This window comes from Cyanobium sp. Copco_Reservoir_LC18 (genome assembly GCF_009834675.1).
Taxonomy (GTDB): domain Bacteria; phylum Cyanobacteriota; class Cyanobacteriia; order PCC-6307; family Cyanobiaceae; genus Cyanobium; species Cyanobium minutissimum.
Window position 1 is genome coordinate 1 of the sequence record NZ_ASAC01000013.1, and the last position, 20396, is coordinate 20396.

22 protein-coding genes are annotated in these 20396 nt (G+C 72.4%); 12 read left to right on the forward strand and 10 right to left on the reverse strand.

All coding sequences use genetic code 11. From position 1 onward, the window contains the following. Window positions 1-231: 231 nt before the first annotated feature. The 5 genes from L107_RS07320 to L107_RS07340 are packed head-to-tail and all read right to left on the reverse strand — an operon-like array spanning window position 232 to window position 4432. Entirely contained in the window at window positions 232-699 is a 468-nt protein-coding gene (locus tag L107_RS07320) for a Fur family transcriptional regulator (protein WP_106220513.1), read from the reverse strand. 32 nt (window positions 700-731) lie between these two features. After that, window positions 732-1814, reverse strand: a complete 1083-nt coding sequence (locus L107_RS07325; RefSeq protein WP_159817519.1) for a lysylphosphatidylglycerol synthase domain-containing protein — start codon at window positions 1812-1814, stop codon at window positions 732-734. Beyond that, on the reverse strand, window positions 1811-3046 hold the full coding sequence (locus tag L107_RS07330; protein WP_159817520.1) for a LarC family nickel insertion protein: 1236 nt from the start codon (window positions 3044-3046) through the stop codon (window positions 1811-1813). The genes L107_RS07325 and L107_RS07330 overlap by 4 nt, the downstream gene beginning before the upstream one ends. Then, the gene (locus L107_RS07335; RefSeq protein WP_159817521.1) at window positions 3043-3684 is read right to left on the reverse strand and encodes a hypothetical protein; all 642 of its coding nucleotides are present in this window, start codon (window positions 3682-3684) and stop codon (window positions 3043-3045) included. The genes L107_RS07330 and L107_RS07335 overlap by 4 nt, the downstream gene beginning before the upstream one ends. A gap of 1 nt (window position 3685) precedes the next feature. Continuing rightward, complete coding sequence (locus tag L107_RS07340) at window positions 3686-4432, reverse strand: hypothetical protein (RefSeq protein WP_159817522.1); 747 nt, start codon at window positions 4430-4432, stop codon at window positions 3686-3688. A gap of 117 nt (window positions 4433-4549) precedes the next feature. On the opposite strand from L107_RS07340, the gene L107_RS07345 reads away from it, so the two are divergent. Beyond that, window positions 4550-5401, forward strand: a complete 852-nt coding sequence (locus L107_RS07345) for a lipopolysaccharide assembly protein LapB (RefSeq protein ID WP_159817523.1) — start codon at window positions 4550-4552, stop codon at window positions 5399-5401. On the opposite strand, the gene L107_RS07350 is transcribed toward L107_RS07345, so the two are convergent. Further along, the gene (locus L107_RS07350; RefSeq protein WP_159817524.1) at window positions 5331-5678 is read right to left on the reverse strand and encodes a hypothetical protein; all 348 of its coding nucleotides are present in this window, start codon (window positions 5676-5678) and stop codon (window positions 5331-5333) included. The two genes, L107_RS07345 and L107_RS07350, sit on opposite strands and share 71 nt — an antisense overlap. Window positions 5679-5760: 82 nt before the next feature. Here L107_RS07350 and xth point away from each other — a divergent pair, with 82 nt between their 5' ends. Next, entirely contained in the window at window positions 5761-6600 is an 840-nt protein-coding gene (xth, locus tag L107_RS07355) for an exodeoxyribonuclease III (RefSeq protein ID WP_201295836.1), read from the forward strand. A 14-nt stretch (window positions 6601-6614) separates the two neighbouring features. On the opposite strand, the gene L107_RS07360 is transcribed toward xth, so the two are convergent. Next, complete coding sequence (locus L107_RS07360; RefSeq protein ID WP_159817526.1) at window positions 6615-7253, reverse strand: PAP/fibrillin family protein; 639 nt, start codon at window positions 7251-7253, stop codon at window positions 6615-6617. An 84-nt stretch (window positions 7254-7337) separates the two neighbouring features. Between L107_RS07360 and mqo the strand changes: the two genes are divergently transcribed. Then, on the forward strand, window positions 7338-8825 hold the full coding sequence (mqo, locus tag L107_RS07365) for a malate dehydrogenase (quinone) (RefSeq protein ID WP_159817527.1): 1488 nt from the start codon (window positions 7338-7340) through the stop codon (window positions 8823-8825). On the opposite strand, the gene crtL is transcribed toward mqo, so the two are convergent. Then, a complete protein-coding gene (gene crtL, locus L107_RS07370; RefSeq protein WP_159817528.1) occupies window positions 8822-10078 on the reverse strand; it encodes a lycopene beta cyclase in 1257 nt (418 codons plus the stop codon). The genes mqo and crtL overlap by 4 nt on opposite strands. 77 nt (window positions 10079-10155) lie before the next feature. Continuing rightward, window positions 10156-12843, reverse strand: coding sequence for a DNA gyrase subunit A (gene gyrA, locus L107_RS07375; RefSeq protein WP_159817529.1), 2688 nt, complete (start codon window positions 12841-12843; stop codon window positions 10156-10158). Window positions 12844-12876: 33 nt separating this feature from the next. Between gyrA and L107_RS07380 the strand changes: the two genes are divergently transcribed. From L107_RS07380 to rsmD, 7 genes are all read left to right on the forward strand, one after another. Continuing rightward, complete coding sequence (locus L107_RS07380) at window positions 12877-14031, forward strand: homocysteine biosynthesis protein (RefSeq protein ID WP_159817530.1); 1155 nt, start codon at window positions 12877-12879, stop codon at window positions 14029-14031. 71 nt (window positions 14032-14102) lie between these two features. After that, complete coding sequence (locus tag L107_RS07385; RefSeq protein WP_159817531.1) at window positions 14103-14750, forward strand: CAAD domain-containing protein; 648 nt, start codon at window positions 14103-14105, stop codon at window positions 14748-14750. A gap of 72 nt (window positions 14751-14822) precedes the next feature. After that, entirely contained in the window at window positions 14823-15986 is a 1164-nt protein-coding gene (locus L107_RS07390) for a GuaB3 family IMP dehydrogenase-related protein (RefSeq protein WP_159817532.1), read from the forward strand. A gap of 237 nt (window positions 15987-16223) precedes the next feature. Continuing rightward, complete coding sequence (gene trxA / locus L107_RS07395; protein ID WP_015110798.1) at window positions 16224-16547, forward strand: thioredoxin; 324 nt, start codon at window positions 16224-16226, stop codon at window positions 16545-16547. Then, window positions 16498-17643 carry an LOG family protein gene (locus L107_RS07400; RefSeq protein WP_236550566.1) on the forward strand — a complete coding sequence of 382 codons (1146 nt, stop codon included), beginning with the start codon at window positions 16498-16500 and terminating at the stop codon, window positions 17641-17643. The genes trxA and L107_RS07400 overlap by 50 nt, the downstream gene beginning before the upstream one ends. Next, window positions 17640-18263 (forward strand): imidazole glycerol phosphate synthase subunit HisH, encoded by a 624-nt coding sequence (hisH, locus tag L107_RS07405; RefSeq protein ID WP_159817533.1) that lies wholly within the window; start codon window positions 17640-17642, stop codon window positions 18261-18263. The genes L107_RS07400 and hisH overlap by 4 nt, the downstream gene beginning before the upstream one ends. Continuing rightward, a complete protein-coding gene (gene rsmD / locus L107_RS07410) occupies window positions 18260-18862 on the forward strand; it encodes a 16S rRNA (guanine(966)-N(2))-methyltransferase RsmD (RefSeq protein ID WP_159817535.1) in 603 nt (200 codons plus the stop codon). The genes hisH and rsmD overlap by 4 nt, the downstream gene beginning before the upstream one ends. A 143-nt stretch (window positions 18863-19005) precedes the next feature. Here the strand turns inward: rsmD and petG are convergent, their stop codons facing one another. Further along, a complete protein-coding gene (gene petG / locus L107_RS07415; RefSeq protein ID WP_015110794.1) occupies window positions 19006-19119 on the reverse strand; it encodes a cytochrome b6-f complex subunit V in 114 nt (37 codons plus the stop codon). A 75-nt stretch (window positions 19120-19194) separates the two neighbouring features. Between petG and L107_RS07420 the strand changes: the two genes are divergently transcribed. Next, complete coding sequence (locus L107_RS07420; protein WP_236550567.1) at window positions 19195-19623, forward strand: cytochrome c; 429 nt, start codon at window positions 19195-19197, stop codon at window positions 19621-19623. After that, window positions 19620-20378, forward strand: a complete 759-nt coding sequence (locus L107_RS07425; RefSeq protein WP_159817537.1) for an RNA methyltransferase — start codon at window positions 19620-19622, stop codon at window positions 20376-20378. The genes L107_RS07420 and L107_RS07425 overlap by 4 nt, the downstream gene beginning before the upstream one ends. Window positions 20379-20396: the final 18 nt, after the last annotated feature.

Sequence of the window (20396 nt, forward strand, 5' to 3'; positions counted from 1 at the left end):
GGTGATTGCGAAGCGGGGCGGCCCCGGGCACCCACGCCCGTCGCCATCGATGCCCGGGGCGGTGCCCGAAACGGCGGCTGCCGCGCCGAGTGTCTGCAGCCTGGAGCGATCCCATCGCTTCAGCCCCCATGCTCCGCATCCGTGGCGACCGCTCCAGCCTGCTGGCGGCCCTGGCGGCCCACTGGGCCGATCAGCAGCTGCAACTGCCGCTGCTCGGTTCCGGCGCCCCTCTCAGCCCTGCTCCTCAGCCGCGCAGGCCGGACAGAGGGCCCGCACGTTGAGGACGCACTCCAGCAGCCGGAAGCCGAAGGCCCCGGCCGCCGCCTCGCCGGCAGCCAGCACGGCACCGCTCTCGAACTCTTCGGTGCGGCCGCAGCGGACACAGACCAGATGGTGATGGTCGCGGTGGGCGTCGCCGGCCAGCTCGAAGCGGCGCCCCCCCTCCGGCAGCTCCAGCTCCTGCAGCAGGCCCATCGAACTCAGCAGCCGCAGGGTGCGGTACACGGTGGCCAGAGACACCCGCTCCTGGCTGCGCACCAGGCGCAGGTGCACCTCCTCGGCGCTCAGGTGGCTGCCCTCGCCGATCCGCTCGAACAGATCCAGCACCCGCTGACGCTGGGGCGTGAGCCGCTGGCCCCGGTCGTTGAGGGTGGTGCGCAGGCTGCGGGGCTGGGCCAGACCGGTGGGGGGAGTGTTCACCACGCGATCCCAGACCCTCGCAACACTAGGGCCTATTGAGAAGGGCTGTCTGGCGTCGGTGTGCTGGCCGACGTCGGAGTCCCGGACGACATCCGCCTGGCCAGGCTGCCGTCCAGGCTGACCAGGGCGGCCCCCAGCAGATCGGTGAGCGTGACGATCAGGCGGTAGCTGAGGGCCACCGCCAGCAGCGGCGCCTCCGGCAGGGCCACCCCCATCCGCAGCAGCAGCACCGCCTCGAACACCCCCAGGCCCCCGGGGGCCCCCGGCACCACCAGGCCGGCGGTCCAGGCCAGGGCGAATCCCGCCAGCCAGACGCCGGCATCGCCCGCCAGCGGCAGGTCGAAGGCCTGGATGCAGCAGCAGAAGCCGGCGAAGCGCAGCAGCACGAAGGCCATCTCCGCCAGCAGCGGCGGCCAGGGATAGCCCCGCAGCCAGGTGGACCGCTCCGGGGGCGACTCCTGCCTGAGTTCCTCCTCCAGGCCCAGGTCCCGGGCCCGGCGCCGCTCCAGCCGCACCAGCAGGGGATCGAGCCAGCGGGGCAGCAGCAGGGCCAGGGGCAGCAGGCACACCAGGCCCAGCCCGCCCTGCAAGCCGCCGAAGGGCACCAGGGCCAGCGCCGCCACCGCCGCCACCAGGGGATCGAGCAGCACAGCCACCAGGGCCATGGTGGTGCTGAGCGGGGCGGCCAGGGGCGCGCCCTCGCTGCGCAGCCGCTGCACCCGCGAGGCCAGATGCCAGATCCCACCGGGCAGGAACTTGCGCAGGTTGGTGGCCACGTGCAGCTCCACCACCGCGGCCCAGTCGGGCCGCAGCCCCAGCCAGCGCAGCACCACGCCCCAGGCCACACCGTTGACCACCAGGCTCAGCAGGCTCACGCCGACCCCCAGCAGCAGCCACAGCCAGCCCTGGCCATCGAGCCGCAGCTGCACCAGCTGGCGACCGTGGCTGAGCAGGGCCGCCATCACGAAACCGATGCTGCCCAGGGTGATCCAGGGGCGCAGGCCGCCAGGCAGGACCGGCCCGTTGGCGGGCGAGGGCAGCCGGCGCCGCAGGGCCGCGAGGCCGGGCCCCAGGCGCTGGCGCAGGCGCAGAAGCCGGGGGGACCGGCCGCTCATGGGGCTTCTCCGCCGGAGGCCAGGGCCCGGCGCACCTCGTCGCGCACCTCCTCGATCGAGCGACCCAGGCGTGCGGCCAGCGCCACGAGGTCGGCGTGCTCCGCCTTGGCCCGCCGGCGGCCGTCGGGGAGCGTGGCCCACTTGATCCGCACCGGCCCCAGCCGGGTGGCCAGTGTCTCGCTCTGCCGCGGCAGGATCCAGCGGTCCTGCCGCTGCTCCCGCACCCCCAGGGTCGTGCCGTGGCGCCACCACACCCGGCGCAGCCGGGGCCCCAGCTCCGGGGGCATCAGGGCCGTCATCAGGGTGCCGGTGCGGCCCTTCTTCATCGCCACCGGCTGGCTGAACACCTCCAGTGCCCCCTCGAGGCGCAGGGCCTCGGCCAGAAAAGCCAGGTCCTCGGCCGTGGCGTCGTCGATCTGGGCCTGCTGCTGCAGCAGGGCTTCGCGCAGCTCGCCCCCCTCGCTTTCCCCCTCGATGGCCCCCTCCGCACCCGGCTCCCCCAGGGGCCGGGCCAGGGTGAGGCGGAGCAGGTTGGCCCGATCCAGCTGGCGGCTGCCCAGGCCCACCCCCACCCGCAGCGGCAGGGCCGCGGGGGAGGGGCCGAAACGGTCGGCCCAGCAGGCCGCCAGGGCCATCCCGGTGGGGGTGGTGAGCTCGCCGGCGGGGAACCCCTCACTGGAGCCCAGCGGCAGCCCCCGGGAACGGGCGATCTCCAGCACCGCCGGGGCGGGCAGGGGCAGGGCCCCGTGGGCGGTGACGACGCGGCCATGGCCCGCCGGCGGCACGCCGCAGACGAGCTGCTCCACCCCCAGATGGAGCAGACCGGCGCAGACGCCGACGATGTCCACCAGGGCATCGATCGCCCCCACCTCGTGGAACTCCACGGCCTCGGCGGCGTGGCCGTGGACCGCCGCCTCCGCCTCCGCCAGCAGGCCGAACACCGCCAGCACCTTCTGCTGCAGCGCCGGTTCCAGGGGGGCGGCCTGGAGCTGGCCTCGCAACGCCCCCCAGGGGCGATGGTGCGGCTGGGACTCGGTGGCCTCCACCTCCAGATGCAGTCCCCGCAGCCCGGCGCTACGGCGTTCCTCGATCCGCAGCCGGTAGCGGCCCTCCAGCCCCAGGGCGGCCAGGGGAACCGTGATGATCTTCTCGGGCACCCCGAGGTCCAGCAGGGCCGCCAGCAGCATGTTGCCGGCCAGGCCGGTGGGGCAATCCAGCAGGGCCAGGCTCATGAAGGGATCCGGCGTCCGAAGCGGGGGGCCGCCGCCAGCAGCCGGTCGGCCTCGGCCTCGATCTCGGCGCGGCGCGCCCGCAGGGCCTGCTCCACCTCGCGCCGTGCCCGGCGCTGCTCGAGCCGGGCCATCTCGGCGTCGAAGCCCGAGAGACCCCAGAGACGGCCCAGCAGGGCCCGGTCGTCCTCGCCGCCGACGCTGTCGCCGTAGACCAGGGTCTCGGCCACCATGCCGGCCTGCAGCACCCGGCTCCAGCGGCGCAGGTCCTCGGCGGAGAGCCGCACGCTGTCGGGCAGGGCGAATTCGGTGCAGCCGCCGCTGTCGACGCCGGCCCGCAGACAGGCCAGGCTGCCCACCAGTACCCGCCGCACCGCCAGACCGTCGCTGTCCGCCGCCAGGGCGTGGCCGGCCTCGTGCACGGCGATGCGGCGCAGGCGCCCCTGGCCTCCCGGCAGGGCTTCGGCCAGCAGATGGCCGCCCCGTCCTCCGAAGCGGGCCGCGTCCACGGTGAGGGAGCCCAGGCCCAGGACCACCAGCAGGCTGATCCACCAGGGGGAGAGTCCGACGAGGGGGCCGGCCACGGCGGCCAGACTCACCAGCAGCACCACGACCCCGGCCGTGAAGGCACCGCTGGTCATCTCAGCGGCCCTGTCGGGTCACGGCCCGCCCATGGCCCTTCGGTTTGGCCGGCCCGCCCTTGTCAGCCCCGGGGCGGCGGGCCCGGCCGCCGCGGTTGCCCCGCTGGGCCACCGGGCCGATCACCTCGAAGCGCTCGACGGCGAGCTGCTGGCCCTGGCGGCGCAGGTCGAGGGCGACGAAATGGCGCAGGTGCTCCAGGGGAATCTCCCCCCGCAGCTGGAGCTTGAACGGCACCGGACGGTTGCCGTCGGGGCGGGGCTGCTGGCGCACCTTGATCACCAGATCCCCGGTCTCGGGGCGGGTGAAGATCAGCTCGCCGCGGATGGAGAAATAGTCGTCGCCCTCGGGGAGCTGGTCGGCGTCAGAAGGCGCCTCGGCGGTGGCAGGGGTCGCCTCGGCTTCGGGCCCACCGGTTTCGCCCACGGCGGCGTCGCTCGCCGCGGTGTCAGGCCCCGGCGCCGAGAGGGTGCTGGGCTCCCACACCCCCACCATCTGCAGGTGGAGCTGGTTCTCCTCCCGGGAGCGGGGGTAGACGACCCACAGATGGGGGGTCTCCAGGTCGAGGTGGCGGCGCATCAGGGTGAGCAGGCGGCCGAGCACCACCGCTTCGATCTCGGTGCCTTCGGCCGTGCGGATCACCCCCCGGGTGAGCTGGGCCGGATCGGCCGGCACGTAGGACCCGCGCACCACTCCGATGGCCCGGTACTGGAGCGGCTCGGTGACCGGGGAAATGGGATGCTGGCGCATGGTGGAAGGAAAAACCCCGTGGCGGTACCTGGACTGGCCCGGGTCAATGTAAGCAGCAGCGGAAGCGCGATGCCCAGGCCAGACTCGGTCGCGACCCCGAGCCCACACCGTCAACGGATGCCCTCCCCGAACCGAAGCCTGAGCGGCCTCTGGTCGCTGCTGGCCGTCAGCCTGGTCGGGATCCTGGCCCTCGGGGGGGGCTGGTGGCTGGGTCACCGCCAGTCGGCCACCCAGGCCAGCGCCGACCCGAAGCGGACCCTGCTGACCAAGGAGGCCACCCGCCTGCGGCTGCGGCTCGATGCCGATGAGGCCACCCCGGCCGACCGTCAGCGGCTGCTGGAACTGCTGGTCGCCCTGGACCGCAAGGGGGAGGCCATCGGCCTGCTGGAGCCCATGGCCGACCGGGAACCCGAGCGCTGGTCCCTGCGGCTGATGCTGGCCGAGCTGCGTCGGGACCAGGGCGACCGCAGCGGCGCCGAACGGGAGCTGCGCCAGATCCTCAACCTGCGGCCCACCCAGGTGGAGGCCCTGCAGCTGCTGAGCCTGCTGAACCTGGAACAGGGTCGCGGCGCCGCCGCCGAGGCCCGCGTCAAGGCGGCCTACGGGATGGCGATCAGACCCGACGTGAGGCCGGAGGCCCTCGGCATCGGCCTGCTGCTGGCGGAACTGCAGCTCAAGCGCAATCAGGCGGCAACGGCGGCGGCCACCTATCTGCAGCTGGCCAACCTGTTCCCCCAGGACCAGCGCCCCCTGCTGGGCCTGGCGATGCTGCGCCACGAACAGGGGGATACCAAGGGGGCCCAGGAGGCCCTGGCCCAGGCACGGCTGCGCAGCCCGGATCCCGACAAGCCGGATCCGAGGCTGGACAAACTGGCGGCCAGCTGGGGGCTGGAGCCGCTCAGATCCCCTTCAGCTGCCCGGCCGACCCCGCCGGTGCCGGCTTCGGCGCCTGGGCGTCGAACTCCCTGAGGGCCTGATCGATGGCCGAGCTGGGGGGGGTGGCGTCCTCGAGGGCGGTGCTGCGCTTCAGCTTGTTCATCAGGTCGAGGGGATTGGTGCTGTCGAGGATCGATCCGCTGCCGGACCCCGACTTGCTCGGCCCGTAGTCGTAGAGCTGGCGCTCCTGGATGCTGGTGCCCAGGGTCTGGCCGTAGCCGGCCTGCTGGGCGCGGGCCTCACCGACCATCAGCAGGGCGAGGGCCCCGGCGCCGACGGCACACACACGTTGGGAAAACGAAGGGTTCATGGCTCCTGCCGGCGGAGGGTCAAAGCACCGAGGCCTCCATGATAAGGGCCCCCAACCGGCTCCCCGTCCCGCCGCCATGACCCTGCGGATCGCCACCTGGAACGTCAACTCGGTGCGCACCCGGCTCGATCAGGTCTGCGCCTGGCTCCAGGCCGAAGCCCCCGACGTGCTCTGCCTGCAGGAGACCAAGGTGGCCGATGACCTGTTCCCCCACGCCGCCTTCGAGGCCCTGGGCTACCGGGCGGTGATCAGCGGCCAGAAGGCCTACAACGGCGTGGCGATCCTCAGCCGGCGGCCGATCGAGGATGTGCGGGTGGGCTTCGCCGCGCTCCTCCCGGACGATCCGGCGGCCGTGGAGCTCGGCGAGCAGAAGCGGGTGATCAGCGCCTGGATCGAGGGGGTGCGGGTGCTCAACCTCTACGTGCCCAACGGCTCGGCCCTGACCTCCCCGAAGTACCCCTACAAGCTGGAATGGCTGGCCTGCCTGCGGCGCTACCTGGAGGCCCAGGACGCCCAGGGGGAACCCCTGGCCATGGTGGGGGATTTCAACATCGCCCTGGAGGCCCGTGACATCCACGACCCGGAGCGCCTCAGCGGCGGAATCATGGCCAGCGATCCGGAGCGCCAGGCCCTGAGGGACGCCCTGGGGGACCGGCTGGAGGACGTGTTCCGTGTCTTCGAACCGGATGCCGGGCACTGGAGCTGGTGGGACTACCGCACCGGCGCCTGGGACCGGGACATGGGCTGGCGGATCGACCACATCTACCTGTCCGAGGAGCTGCTGGCCTGCGCCACCGCCTGCGTGATCCACAGGGACCAGCGGGGCAACGAGCAGCCCAGCGACCACGCGCCGGTGACGGTGCGCCTGGCCTGGCCGCCCGAACCGACCGAGGAGGGCGACGACGACGACGGCGTGTGGTGAGGGGGCTCCGGCCCTCAGTCCAGAAACGCCGCCAGCTCCAGGTCCGCTCTTCGCACCAGGGCGAACAGGGTGCCGTTCTGGCCGCGGCTCACCCGCAGCTCGTCATCCAGCACGGTGACATCGAGCCAGGCGGCGAAACTCTGCCGCACCTGCCGGAACAGCTCCAGCCGCTGATCGCCGAACCGGGGCCCCCGCCAGCCGCCCCGCTCGAAGCGCACCGACACCCGCTGGTGGGGTTCCTCGGAGGCCACGGCAATGCTGGCCTGCACGGCGATCCCCGCCAGGGGCCCCAGGGGCCCGGCCGGCCGCAGCAGGTTGAGGGCACGGCCGCCGGCGGGATCGAGCAGCTGGAGATTCTCCAGCCAGGGCCTGACCGCCAGATAGGGCTGGGAACTGCTGCTCCAGCGCAGCTCCCAGACGCCCGCCAGCTGGGCGACCTGGGATCTGAGATCGGCGGGCTGCAGCAGCTCCAGCCGCCTGATCAGGGCCTCGATCCGCCGGGCGGCGCTGGGGGCAGCGCCGGGTGAACCGGCCCGCAGCAACCCCAGCAGTTCCTGGCGGCAGGCCGGGGCCTCGGCGGCGGCAGCGGTCGGGCCATCGGGGGAGGCAGGGGGAGCCTGGGTCACTGCTCTCACCCGCGGCACGGGGCGCATCAGGATTCATGCTGCCAGGCGTCGACGGCCATCGGATACCGTGTCGCCCGGCCCGCTCGCCGAACCGACCCCACCGCTGACCCTGTGACGCTGACCACCGTCGATGTGATCCTGGTCGGGGCGGGAATCATGGGCGCCACCCTCGGCACCCTGCTGCGGCAGCTGCAGCCGGGCCTGCGCCTGCTGCTCGTCGAGGGCCTCCCCCGGGAGGCCCAGGAGAGTTCCAGCGCCTGGAACAACGCCGGCACCGGCCATGCCGGGAACTGCGAGCTCAACTACACGCCGATGGCGGCGGACGGCTCCATCAGCCTGGCCAAGGCGCTCGACATCAACGAGGCCTTCGATCTCTCACGCCAGTTCTGGACCCATCTGGTGCGGAACGGGGCCCTGGGCTCCCCCGGGGCCTTCATCCAGGCTGTCCCCCACATGAGCTTCGTGCTGGGGGAGGAGCGGCGGGCCTACCTGCGGGAGCGCCACCGGCGCATGGCGGCCCACCACTGCTACGCGGGGATGGCCTACAGCGAAGACCATGCCCAGGTGGCGGAGTGGGCACCGCTGCTGATCGAAGGACGGGATCCGGCCCAGGCGATCGGCGCCACCCACATCGCCGCCGGCACCGACGTGAACTTCGGAGCCCTCACCAGCCAGCTGCTGGATCACCTGCGGGCCAGCGGGGCCTTCGAGGCGCGGTTCTCCACGGCGGTTCAGTCGCTGCGGCGGCGGCCGGAGGGTGGCTGGCGCCTGGAGACCCGGGACCGGACCACCGGGGAGACCCGGCTGATCGATACGGGCACCGTGTTTCTGGGGGCCGGCGGCGGCGCCCTCACCCTGCTGCAGAAATCGGGGATCCCGGAAGGGCGCGGCTACGGCGGCTTCCCCGTCAGCGGCCTGTGGCTGCGCTGCGGCGACCCCGCCCTGGCCAGCCGCCACCACGCCAAGGTCTACGGGATGGCCGCCGCCGGCTCACCGCCGATGTCGGTGCCCCACCTCGACACGCGTCTTGTCGACGGCCGTCAGTGGATCCTCTTCGGGCCCTACGCGGGCTTCTCGAGCAAGTTCCTCAAGAGCGGCTCCCTCTGCGACTGGCCCCGCTCCCTGCGGGCCGGCAATCTCCTGCCCCTGCTGGCGGTGGCGCGGGACAACCTGCCCCTGACCGAATACCTGATCGGCCAGGTGTTCGCCAGCGCCGAGGAGCGCTTCGCCGCCCTGCGCGACTTCTATCCCGACGCCCGCCCCTCCGACTGGACCCTGGCGGTGGCCGGCCAGCGGGTGCAGATCATCAAGGCCGATGCCAGACGCGGTGGGGTGCTCCAGTTCGGCACCGAGGTGGTGCATGCCGCCGACACCTCCCTGGTGGCGGTGCTGGGGGCTTCGCCGGGGGCTTCTGCCGCCGTGGCGATCTGCCTGGAGATCCTCCATGCCTGCTTCCGCGAGAAGCTGCCCGACGGCTGGCAGGCCACCCTGAAGCGGATCCTGCCCTCCTACGGCGAATCGATCCGCGACGACGCCGCCCTCTGCCGGCGGGTCCGCAGCGAGAGCGCCGAGGTGCTGGGGCTGGCGGCGCCGGCCTAGGGCCGGCGCGGCGGCAGCAGCAGGCCGGCCCGCACCGCCCAGGGGGACAGGGCGAACAGGCGCAGCATGGCCGCCAGCAGCTCCGGCACCGTCAGGGTGTTGGCCAGGAAGCCGTACCACTGGGGGCCGGGCAGGGAGAAGAAGCTGGCGAAGAACTGGCGCAGCTCGGCTTCGGAGAAGCCCATCAGCTTGCCCAGCCCGAACTGGTAGAGGGCGTGCTTGCTGCGCAGCGCCGGGGGCCAGAGGGCCTGCCAGCCCGCCCGGGCCAGCAGGGCCGAAGGGGCCGCGGGATCGGCCATCGCCGCCGCCACCGCCGCCGCCACCGCCGGGGCCCGGCGCAGCAGGGCGCCCACCATGTAGCCGGAGGCCGGGTGCACCATCGACGCCGCCCCCCCGAAGCCCAGCACCGGCTGCTGCAGATCCGGCAGGGGCAGGTTCATCGGAAACAGACAGAACTCCTCGTGCTCCACCGCCAGCAGCTGCACGCCTCGGTGGGCCAGGCGCCGGTGCAGGCGCTCCCTGAGCGCCTCGAAGGGGACCGGGGGGGCCAGGGCCAGGGAGGTCTCCTCGACGAAGAAGTGGCCCCCGCCCAGATCCATCGCATAGAGAAACGTGGGGGGCCCGGCCCGCTCCGCCTCCGTGAGGTGGTCGGCGCGGTAATCCATCAGCACGAACTGATCGGGCTCGACCGGCGGCGCCGAGAAGCGGCCGATGACGCCGTAGGCCGACTGGCCGGCCACCGGGCCCCGCTCAGGCCGCCGCACCAGCACCGGCTGATGGCCGGTGGCATCCACCACCAGCCGCACCTGCAGCCGGCGCCCATCGGCCAGCTCCACCGCACTCAGCGGGCCGGAGGCCCCGCAGCCGCTGGCCAGCCCCTGAAGCAGCTCCACCCCGCCCCGCCCGCAGGCCTCCAGCCAGTGCCGCTGCAGGGCCTCACGGTCGAACAGACCGTAGTCGCGGCCATGGGCCGTGGGGCGGTTGGCCGCCGATCCCGGGTCCGGATCACCGGCGCCGAAGTAGCTGACCGTGTGGCTCCAGCGGTGCTCCAGCAGGTGGCCCAGGCCCAGGGCGTCCACCTCGTCCCCCCAGATGCCGTAGGTGTTGGGCCAGGGGGCGCGCGGATCGTGGGGCGCCAGCAGCGTCACGGCGAGCCCTTCGCCCGCCAGGGCCGCCGCGATGCAGAGGGCGGCGGGGCCGCCGCCGAGCACCAGCACGTCCCTCGCCATCTCGCCGGTACGGTGAGGGCTCATCCTGCATCACGGCCATGCCCCGCTGCGGAATGCCGCTGCTCCGGGCCCTGGGCCAGCGCTGAGACGCCCGGAGGCCTTCAGTCGTCGGTGGGCTCCTGGGTGGGCTCAGCGTCGGTGGGCAGCTCCTCGGCCGGTGCCTCCGCCGTGGCTTCAGGGCCCCTGTCCAGGCTGGCTTCGCTGGCCACCGGCGTGGCCTCCCCCGCATCGGCCGGCTCCTCCTCCTCGGCGGCCGGCGGCACCAGGACCACCTCGGTGAGGCGATCACCGGCATCCAGCTTCTGCAGCCGCACCCCGGTGGCCGCCCGGGACTGCTGGGGAATGGCATCGGCCTTCATGCGCACGATCACCCCCCGCTCGCTCACCAGCAACAGCTCCTCGCCGGCCCCGAGCACCTTGAGACCCACCAGCACGTCGCCGTCGCGGCGGAACTTGATCGCCCGCAGACCCATGCCGGCGCGGCGCTGCAGCCGGAACTGATCCACGGGCACCCGCTTGCCGAGGCCGCTGGCGCTGGCCACCAGCACCCAGGGGCCCTCACTGGGGGCGACCTCGTCCCCCTCCTCCTCGTCGGCGCCAGCGTCAGCCGTGCTGGCGACGCGGTCGGCCAGTTCCGCCGTGAGCACATCCATGCTCACCAGCTCATCGCCGGGGCGCAGGTTCATGGCCCGCACGCCGCGGGCACTGCGTCCCAGGGGACGCAGCTCCTCGTCGCTGAGGCGGAAGTGGATCGTCATTCCCTTGAGGGAACCGATCAGCACGCTGTCGCCGGGCAGGGCCAGCCGCACCCAGCGCAGGGCATCACCGTCCTCGAGGGAGATGGCGATCAGGCCGTTGGAGCGGATGTTGCTGAAGGCCGACAGACGGGTGCGCTTGATGTAGCCGCCGCTGGTGAGCATCACCAGCTGGACGTCGTCGTCGAAGGCGCTCACCGCCAGCAGGGAGGTGATCGCCTCCTCGCGGGGAATCGGCAGCAGCTGCACGATCGGCGTGCCCTTGGCGGAACGGCTGCAGATCGGCACCCGATAGGCGGGGATGGAATACACCACCCCCCGGTCGCTGAACAGGAGCAGGGCGTCGTGGTCGTTGCAGCTGATGAACAGCTTCACCGCCTCCTCGCCCTGGCTGCGGGTGCCGGCCTTGCCGCGGGTGCCGCGGCTGGTGGCCTCGAACTCGCTCACCGGCATCCGCTTGAGGTAGCCGTTCTCGGTGAGCAGCACCACCGAGCGCTCGTTGGCGATCAGGTCGATGTCCTCAAGCCCGCCCTCAAGGTCGAGGATCTCGGTGCGGCGGGGGGAGTCGTACCGGGCGCGGAGCACCTGGAGCTCCTCCTGGATCAGCCCCAGCACCCGCTCCCGGCGGCCGAGGATGTCCTTGTAATCGGCGATCTTTGCGACGAGGTCGTCGTGTTCGAGGCGGATCTTGTCGGCCTCCAGGGCCGTGAGACGCCGCAGCTGCATCTGCAGGATGGCGTCGGCCTGGATCTCGCTGAGGCCATGGCGCTCCTGCAGCTGGGCCCGGGCAGTGGCGGTGTCGGGGGCCGCCCGGATCAGGGCGATGATCGGGTCGAGCTGGTCGAGGGCGAGCAGCAGACCCTGCAGGATGTGGTCGCGCTCCTCCGCTTTGCGCAGGAAGTAGCGGGTGCGCCGCTCGATCGTCTCGATGCGGAACTCGAGGAACACCCGCAGCATCCTGCCGAGGGTGAGCAACACCGGTTCGCCCTTCACCAGGGCCAGCATGTAGGCGCTGAAGTTGTTCTGCAGCGGCGTCAGCTTGAACAGGTTGTTGAGCACCACCTGGGGGTAGGCGTCACGGCGCAGCTCGATCACGATGCGCATGCCGTCGCGATCGCTTTCGTCGCGGATGTCGGCGATGCCCTCGAGCTTCTTGTCGTTGACCAGCTCGGCGATGCGCTCGATCAGGGAAGCCTTGTTGGTCTGGTAGGGGAGTTCGGTGATGATCACCGCATCCCGGTCGGGGCGGCCCTTGGCCTCCACCGTCTCGATCGAGGCCACGCCGCGCATGGTGATCGAACCGCGACCGGTGGTGTAGGTCTCGCGGATAGCGCGGCGGCCGAGGATCTGGCCGCCGGTGGGGAAATCGGGGCCGGGGATGATGGCCATCAGGGCCCGGTCCTCGATCTCCGGATCGTCGATCAGGGCCAGCAGCCCGTCGATCAGCTCGGTGAGGTTGTGGGGGGGGATGTTGGTGGCCATCCCCACGGCGATGCCGGAGGAGCCGTTGAGCAGCAGATGCGGCACCCGGGCCGGCATCACGGTGGGTTCCTGCTGGGAGCCGTCGAAGTTGTCGATGTAGTCGACGGTCTCGGCTTCGATGTCTTCGAGCAGGCTGTCGGTGGTCAGGGCCTGCAGACGCGATTCCGTGTACCGCATGGCGGCCGGGGGATCGTTGTCGACCGAGCCGAAGTTGCCGTGCCCGTCGATCAGGGGCATCCGCATCGAGAAGTCCTGGGCCATGCGCACCAGGGCGTCGTACACGGCCGTGTCGCCATGGGGGTGGTACTTGCCGAGCACCTCCCCCACCACACGGGCACATTTCCGGTAGGGCCTGTCGCTGGTGAGACCGAGCTCGTACATCGCGTACAGGATGCGCCGATGCACCGGCTTGAGGCCGTCGCGGGCATCGGGCAGGGCCCGTCCCACGATCACGCTCATCGCATACTCCAAATAGGAGCGCGACATCTCGTTGCGCAGGTCGGTCTGGATGATCCGTCCGTCGGATTCACCGGGTCCGGTTGGATCCGCCATGCAAGACCGTATGGGGCACAACCCACTCTATCGATGACCCTGCCGGCCCGTCGTGAATCGGCCCTGCGCCAGCGCCAGCGCAAGGGGGTGCTGCGGGTGCGGGCCGCCGCCGACTTCCGCCGGCTGGTTGCCGAGGCGGGGCTGGCGGAGGCCTACGACGCCACCGACGTGGTGGTGGCCGCCAATGCCGAATTCACCGACCAGGGCAGCCTGCACCTGAACATCGGCCCCAGCGATCCGCCGATCCGCTTCCGGGACGCCCAGCTGGAGGCTCTCGGCGCCCAGAGCGGCGGCGGCGGCGGCGACCTGGTGCTGCCCATCGGTGGCGGCCTCGGGGAAGCCCGGCGGCAGGGGGGAGCCCACCTGCTCGACCGGCTGCTCCAGGGCGGGACCGTGACCCTCACCGCCACCGGGGAGATCACCGCCCTGCACCCCCGCCGGGACCTGCAGGCCCAGCTGGATCTGGAGCGGATCGGCTCCGGCCGGCTGCTGCTGCACCGGGGGATCACCGAGAACGGCCTGGTGGCCGTGAGCAGCGCCGAAGGGGTGCTGCGCAGCCCGTGGGGCCCCGTGCTGGGGCCGTTCGGCAATGCCCTGCACAGCTGCGGCGGCGCCGGCAGCATCGGCCTGACCATGCCGGGGCTGGCCCTGCTGGGACCGGGCTCGCCGGTGCTGGTGGCGGGGGCCATCGGCTGGGTGGTGGGCAGCGGCAGCGGCCACCAGCCCGGGGTGCCCCGCTCCGCCGGCGGCCACGCCCTCAGCCCTGGGGCGGTGGCGGCGGTGAGCGTGGATCTGCACGGCCTGCGGCCCGAATGGCTGCGGCCCTGCTTCTTCGAGGGCCACGGCGCCGCCCTGCTGGTGGGCCTGGCGGCTCCTATCCCCCTGATCAACGAAGCGGTGGCCCGCCAGGCCGCCTGCGGCGACGAGGACCTGGAGGCGCCGGTGCTGGATGTCTCCATTCCGCGCCGCCTGCGGCCCCGCCTTGGATCGGTCAGCTACGCCCGGCTCAGGTCCGGCCGGATCCAGGTGGAGGGGCGCCGCGTCACCGCCGCTCCGGCCCACAGCCCAAGGCTGGCGGAGGCGATCGGCGCCGAGCTGGTCACCTGGCTGATCGAGGACCGCTTTCCCCTGCGCCTGCCGGTCCGGCCCCTCTCCGGCCGCCCTGGGCTGATCCCCATCGACAGCTGAACTCCCTTCACAGCTCCGGGGCGGCGGGGGAAAACGGCCGTAAGCTCCGCCGTGTGCTTCCGGCGCCTGCCATGGCCGAGACCCCTTTCAGCCCCGAGCCTCAGGAGAACGGACCATCGGCGCAGCCGTGGGCGGTGGAGCCGGCCGTGACCACACCGGACGTCGCGATCCAGCAGCCGGAGCCCCTGGCCCACGAGGCGGAGCACGGGGCCCCCGAGCCCGAGGCGGAACCGGCACAGGAACCGATCCTGGCCGGTTTCGAGCCGCTGGCCGAGCCCGACAGCGAGATCCCGTCCCCCGCCCCGGAGCCGGTGCCGGCACCGGTCAGCGAACCGGAACCCGGTATCACCGCCACCCTGGAGGTGCCCCCCCTGGAGGGCTCCGCCGGGCCGGGCGGCGAAGGTGGCGGCGAATTTGATCTGCTGCTGCAGAAGATCAGGGAATGGCTCGGCAGCGGCGAACTGCAGGCCCAGTGGCAACGGTTCCGCGGCCCCCTCAAGGGGCTGGCGATCCTGATCGGGGTGGTGCTGCTGCTGCGGGTCTACGCGTCCCTGATCGGCACCCTCGACAGCCTGCCCCTGGTGGGGGGCCTGCTGGAGCTGGTGGGCCTGATCACCGCCGTACGGTTCACCGCCACCCGGCTGGTGCGCAAGAGCGACCGCGATCAGGTCTTTGCCGACTGGAGCCGCCGTTGGAACGATTTCCGGGGCCAGGGGTGAGCCGGCGCCCGCCCCCGGGCCGGGGCCGTCGCGGACCGGTTGATAGTTTGTGCCCACTGTGTCCGTCCAACGGTGAACATTCAGCTCGGTCGCTCCCGGACCGTCCGCCGCGCCTACGGCATCGATGAGATCGCTCTGGTCCCGGGCGGTCGCACCGTCGATCCCGAGGTGACCGACAGCAGCTGGAGCCTGGGGGGGATCCAGCGGGAGATCCCGATCATCGCCAGCGCCATGGACGGGGTGGTGGATGTGGGCATGTGCATCGAGCTCACCCGTCTGGGGGCCCTCGGGGTGCTCAACCTCGAAGGCGTCCAGTGCCGCTACGACGATCCCGAACCGGTGCTCGAGAAGATCGCCTCGGTGGGCCGTGAGGAGTTCGTGGGCCTGATGCAGGAGCTCTACAGCCAGCCGGTCCGCGAGGACCTGGTGCGGCAGCGGATCCGTGAGATCAAGGCCGGCGGCGGCATCGCCGCCGTGAGCGCCACCCCGGCGGCCGCCCTGCGCTTCGGGGCGGCGGTGGCCGAATCGGGCGCCGACCTGTTCTTCGTGCAGGCCACGGTGGTCTCCACCGAGCACATCGGCCCCGAAGGCCGCCAGACCCTCGACCTGGCCGCCCTCTGCCGCGACCTCGGCGTGCCGGTGGTGATCGGCAACTGCGTCACCTACGACGTCACCCTGCAGCTGATGCGGGCGGGGGCCGCCGGGGTGATGGTGGGCATCGGCCCCGGCGCCGCCTGCACCTCCCGGGGCGTGCTCGGCGTCGGCATTCCCCAGGCCACGGCCGTGGCCGACTGCGCCGCCGCCCGGGACGACTACGATAAGGAGAGTGGCCGCTACGTGCCGGTGGTGGCCGACGGCGGCATCGTCACCGGCGGTGACATCTGCAAATGCCTGGCCTGCGGGGCCGATGCCGTGATGATCGGCTCCCCGATCGCCCGGGCCGCCGAGGCCCCCGGCCGCGGCTTCCACTGGGGCATGGCCACCCCCAGCCCCGTGCTGCCCCGGGGCACCCGCATCAAGGTGGGCACCACCGGCAGCCTCGAGAAGATCCTGCGCGGCCCGGCCGGCCTCGACGACGGCACCCAGAACCTGCTGGGCTGCATCCGCACCTCCATGGGCACCCTGGGGGCCCGCACCCTCAAGGAGATGCGCGAGGTGGAGGTGGTGGTGGCGCCGTCCCTTCTCACCGAGGGCAAGGTATACCAGAAGGCCCAGCAGCTGGGCATGGGCAAGTAGGTCGTCCCAGGTCTGGACGCCACGGCCTCAAGGCGAGATGGGGGCTAACCTCTGGATGTGGGGGCTCCGGCTCGCACACTCCTCACACCCCCCGGCCCGGCGTGTCCGGGCTTTTTGTCTTCTGCCGCCGTTTTCCGGCGGCCCCGGCTTCCGCTACGGCCTGCAACGCTGGCCCCATTCCCGGGAAGGGCGGCCGAACCCGGTTGCTAGATTCACTACATCCCGAGTCTGCAAGGAATGTCCAGCGCCGCTGCCGTCACCGACGCCTCCTTCGAGCAAGACGTGCTCAAGAGTGATGTGCCCGTGCTGGTTGATTTCTGGGCACCCTGGTGTGGCCCCTGCCGCATGGTGGCCCCGATCGTCGATGAGATCGCCAAGGAATACGAGGGCAAGATCCGCGTCTACAAGCTCAACACGGACGAAAACCCCAACGTCGCCAGTCAGTACGGCATCCGCAGCATTCCCACGCTGATGCTCTTCAAGGGTGGCCAGAAGGTCGACACCGTGGTGGGTGCCGTTCCCAAGAACACCCTCTCCGGCACCATCTCCAAATACCTCTGACACCGCTCCGCTGACGCCGCCCCTCCCCCCGAATCCCCCGCCGGCGGCGGGCATCAGCCCCCTGCAGGCCCTCGCCGAAGCTCTCCACGGCCACCCCCAGCGCCGGCAGATCGAGCGCGCCGTGGTGTCGCTGCTCCAGGTGGCGCGTCAGGAGAAGGAGGAGGAGGAGTGGCGCCTGATCGCCGGCTGTCTGGCCGACATCAGCGAGGCCCTGGAGGTGTTCCGCCCCAGGCGCAGCGCCCGCAAGATCAGCGTCTTCGGCTCCGCCCGCACCCGTCGCGACGATCCCTGCTATCTGCTGGCGGAGGCGGTCGCCCGCCAGGCGGTGCAGGCCGGCTTCGAGGTGATGACGGGGGCCGGGGCGGGCGTGATGGAGGGCGCCAACAGCGGCGCCGGGTGCGATCACAGCATCGGTCTCAACGTGGATCTGCCCTTCGAGCAGCATCCCAACCCCTACGTGAGCGCCTGCGACGGGCGCCTGCTCTACTTCCGCTACTTCTTCACCCGCAAGCTGTTCTTCCTGATGGAGAGCGATGCGCTCGTGGTGATGCCCGGGGGATTCGGCACCCTCGATGAACTGTTCGAGTGCCTCACCCTCATCCAGACCGGACGCACCTCGCCCATTCCCCTGGTGCTGCTCTCCCCGGAGGGCGACGATTTCTGGAAGGTCTGGAAACGCAACGTGCATCAGGAACTCGCCACCCGGGGCCTGATCTCCCCGGAGGACGTGGATCTGATGGTGGAAGCCTCCACCGCTGAGGCGGCGGTGGCCCACATCTGCCGGTTCTACCGGGTGTTCCACAGCGCCCAGCTGGGGCAGGACCGGATCGAGCTGCTGCTCAACGCCGAGGTGCCCCGTGACCTGCTGCCGGAGCTCAACCGCCGCTTCGCCGATCTGCTGGAGGAGGGCGCCATCCAGACCGGCGAGGGGGTCGACGACAACGGTCTGCTGCGGCCCTGTCTGTGGCTGCGCTTCGACAAACGGCGCGTCGGCCGGCTGTATCAGTTCATCGACCACCTCAACGGCCTCGATCTGCCGGCCTCTCCGGCCCTGGAGCATCCGGCCGAGCGGGTCCCCAGCGTCAGCCAGCCATGACCCGCATCGGCCTGATCGACTACGGCATGGGCAACCTGCATTCGGTGCAGCGCACCTTCGGGCGGCTCGGTGCCGAGCTGGTGAGCGTCCACGGCCCGGCGGATCTGGAGGCCTGCGAGGCCCTGGTGCTGCCGGGCGTCGGTGCCTTCGATCCGGCCATGGAGCGGCTGCGATCGGCCGGGCTGGAGCCGGCCCTGCGTCGCTCCTGCGCCAGCGGCCGCCCGCTGCTGGGGATCTGCCTGGGCCTGCAGCTGCTGTTCGAGGCCAGCGAGGAGGGCCGAACCGATGGGCTGGGTGTGCTGGCCGGGCGCGTGCGCTCCCTGCCCCGGCTGCCGGGCCACCCCCTGCCCCACATGGGCTGGGCCCCCCTGATTCCGGCCACCGCCAGCCCGCTGCTGCCGGCCGCCACGCCGGAGGCCTGGGTCTACTTCGTGCACTCCTTCGCCGCCGAGCCGGCTGACGCCACGGCCACCACGGCCCTGGTCGACTACGGCGGCACCCCGGTGACGGCGGCGGTCTGGCAGGGGACCATCGCCGCCTGCCAGTTCCACCCGGAGAAGTCCGGCCCCGTGGGCGAAGCGATGCTGCGGCGCTGGATCGACTGGGTCGGCGCCCTGTGACGCTGCGGCTGAGCGGCGGGCGCCGGCTGCAGAGCCCCCCCGGCAGCACCGCCCGGCCCACCGCCTCGCGGGTGCGGCTGGCGGTGATGAACCTGCTGGCCGCCCGGGTCCCCGGCAGCCGCTGGCTGGATCTCTGCTGCGGCAGCGGCGTGATGGCCTGCGAGGCCCTGCAGCGGGGCGCCGCCGAGGTGGTGGCCGTGGAGCGGGATCGCCGCATCGCCGCCGTGGCCCGGGCGAATCTGGAGCTGGTGCGGCGCGACCATCCACCGTCGCCGGAGGCTCCCCCCCGCTGCCGCGTGGACGGCGACGAGGTGCTGCGCTGGCTGGCGCGCCGCAGCGAGGCCCCCTTCGATCTGATCTACGCCGATCCGCCCTACGCCGCCGGTCTGTACGGGCCGATCGCGGCGGCGGTGCTCAGGGGCGGCTGGCTGGCCGCCGGGGGGCTCCTGGTGTGGGAATGCGCCAGCGACGCGGTGCCGGAGCCGCCGCCGGGGTGGCAGGGCCGTGATCAACGCCGCTACGGCGGAACCACGGTCGTGCTGCTGGAGGCGGCGGCCGCCTCAGGCACGTCCGAGGGCACCGCTGCCTGTGGGGACTAGCTGGCCTCCCTGCCGTGGGGCGGTGTTGCCGATCGATGGAGGGACTTGGCTGGATCGCCCCCATCCCGAACGGAAGGAGGGTGACGGACCCCGCCGCCCTGTCCGGGGCAGCCGGACTGGCTAGGGTGTGTTCAAACGAACGCTCAGCCCCCCAGGGCACTTCCCCGGCGGTACTGATTCCAGGCCGCCACGAACAGACCCACGAGCGTCACGGGGATCAGTCCAAGCACGATGCCGCAGAGGAGGGGTTCGATCATGGAGGGGCCGTCAGTTCAGGCGATGCACAATTCTTCCACGACCACCGCCGGCATCGCGAGCCCAACCCAAGCACTGTGATCAGTCCGTCCTCCACCACCCCGGCCGCCGCGACGCCCTCCGCCCCCATCGGGGCCGAACAGGCCCCCGCCCAGCGCCGCAGCCTGGTGGCGGCCCTGGCGACGCTGGCGGCGGTGGCCTGCATCCTGCTGCTGGCGGTCGTGGTGCTGCCTGCGGCCCGCAGCGATCCCTACACCCGCCAGACCCTGGAGCTCACCGGCTCGGCCACCGACGGGGGCCGCCTGTTCCGGCTGAACTGTGCCGGCTGCCACGGACTGGCGGCCCAAGGGCTGGTGGGCCCGGATCTGCACGGCGTCGATCGGCGCAAGAACGATCGCCAGCTGATCCAGCAGGTGGTCAGCGGCCGGACCCCGCCGATGCCCAGCTTCCAGCCCGAACCCCAGGCCATGGCCGATCTGCTGGCTTTCCTGCACTCCCTGCCTTGAACCCCAAGCTGGTCCTGGTGGAACCGGCCGGCCCCCTGAACGTGGGCAGCGTGGCCCGGCTCTGCCGCAGCTACGGCATCGAGGATCTGCGCCTGGTGGCCCCCCGCTGCGATCCCCTCGGCGAGGAGGCCCGTCTCATGGCCGTCAAGGGGCTGCCCCTGCTGCAGCGGGCGACCGTCTTCCCCACCCTGGCCGCCGCCCTGGCCGACTGCGGGCGGGTGGTGGCCGCCAGCGGCCGTCCGGAGGGGGAGCCCCTGCCCCTGGAGGACCCGGAGGACGCCCTAGCCTGGCTGCTGGCCGGTGAGCGGGCCCTGCCGTCGGCCCTGGTGTTCGGCCGGGAGGACCGGGGGCTGAGCAACGGCGAACTGCTGCAGGCGGGCCGGCTGCTGCAGATTCCCACCCCCACCCCCCACGGCTCCCTCAACCTCTCCCACGCCGTGGCGGTGGTCCTGCACGACCTGCACCGCCTCGGGCGCCGGGGCCCGGCGCGGCTGCAGCCCCCGGTCCCGCAGGCTCCCGTCGGGGAAGGCCCCTGCCCCCGGGGGGTGCTGGAGGCCATGCTCGACGACGCCCGGGAGCTGTTGCTGGAGGTCGGCTTCCTGCTGCCCCACACGGCCGCCGCCCGCATGGCCAAGCTGCGGGCCCTGCTGCAGCGCGGTCAGGTCAGTGGCCCGGAGGTGGCCCTGCTGCGGGGCATGGTGTGCCAGTTGCGCTGGGCGAGCCGTCGCCCTTTCCCTTCCGGCCAGGACCACTAGCGTCGGACATCGCCCCAA

Excerpts from the sequence above, each read along its gene's own strand:
- L107_RS07325 (WP_159817519.1), bottom strand. The coding sequence starts at position 1,814 with ATGAGCGGCCGGTCCCCCCGGCTTCTGCGCCTGCGCCAGCGCCTGGGG.
- L107_RS07330 (WP_159817520.1), bottom strand. The coding sequence starts at position 3,046 with ATGAGCCTGGCCCTGCTGGATTGCCCCACCGGCCTGGCCGGCAACATG.
- L107_RS07335 (WP_159817521.1), bottom strand. The coding sequence starts at position 3,684 with ATGACCAGCGGTGCCTTCACGGCCGGGGTCGTGGTGCTGCTGGTGAGT.
- L107_RS07340 (WP_159817522.1), bottom strand. The coding sequence starts at position 4,432 with ATGCGCCAGCATCCCATTTCCCCGGTCACCGAGCCGCTCCAGTACCGG.
- L107_RS07345 (WP_159817523.1), top strand. The coding sequence starts at position 4,550 with ATGCCCTCCCCGAACCGAAGCCTGAGCGGCCTCTGGTCGCTGCTGGCC.
- L107_RS07350 (WP_159817524.1), bottom strand. The coding sequence starts at position 5,678 with ATGAACCCTTCGTTTTCCCAACGTGTGTGTGCCGTCGGCGCCGGGGCC.
- L107_RS07360 (WP_159817526.1), bottom strand. The coding sequence starts at position 7,253 with ATGCGCCCCGTGCCGCGGGTGAGAGCAGTGACCCAGGCTCCCCCTGCC.
- crtL (WP_159817528.1), bottom strand. The coding sequence starts at position 10,078 with ATGAGCCCTCACCGTACCGGCGAGATGGCGAGGGACGTGCTGGTGCTC.
- gyrA (WP_159817529.1), bottom strand. The coding sequence starts at position 12,843 with ATGGCGGATCCAACCGGACCCGGTGAATCCGACGGACGGATCATCCAG.
- L107_RS07380 (WP_159817530.1), top strand. The coding sequence starts at position 12,877 with ATGACCCTGCCGGCCCGTCGTGAATCGGCCCTGCGCCAGCGCCAGCGC.
- L107_RS07385 (WP_159817531.1), top strand. The coding sequence starts at position 14,103 with ATGGCCGAGACCCCTTTCAGCCCCGAGCCTCAGGAGAACGGACCATCG.
- trxA (WP_015110798.1), top strand. The coding sequence starts at position 16,224 with ATGTCCAGCGCCGCTGCCGTCACCGACGCCTCCTTCGAGCAAGACGTG.
- hisH (WP_159817533.1), top strand. The coding sequence starts at position 17,640 with ATGACCCGCATCGGCCTGATCGACTACGGCATGGGCAACCTGCATTCG.
- petG (WP_015110794.1), bottom strand. The coding sequence starts at position 19,119 with ATGATCGAACCCCTCCTCTGCGGCATCGTGCTTGGACTGATCCCCGTG.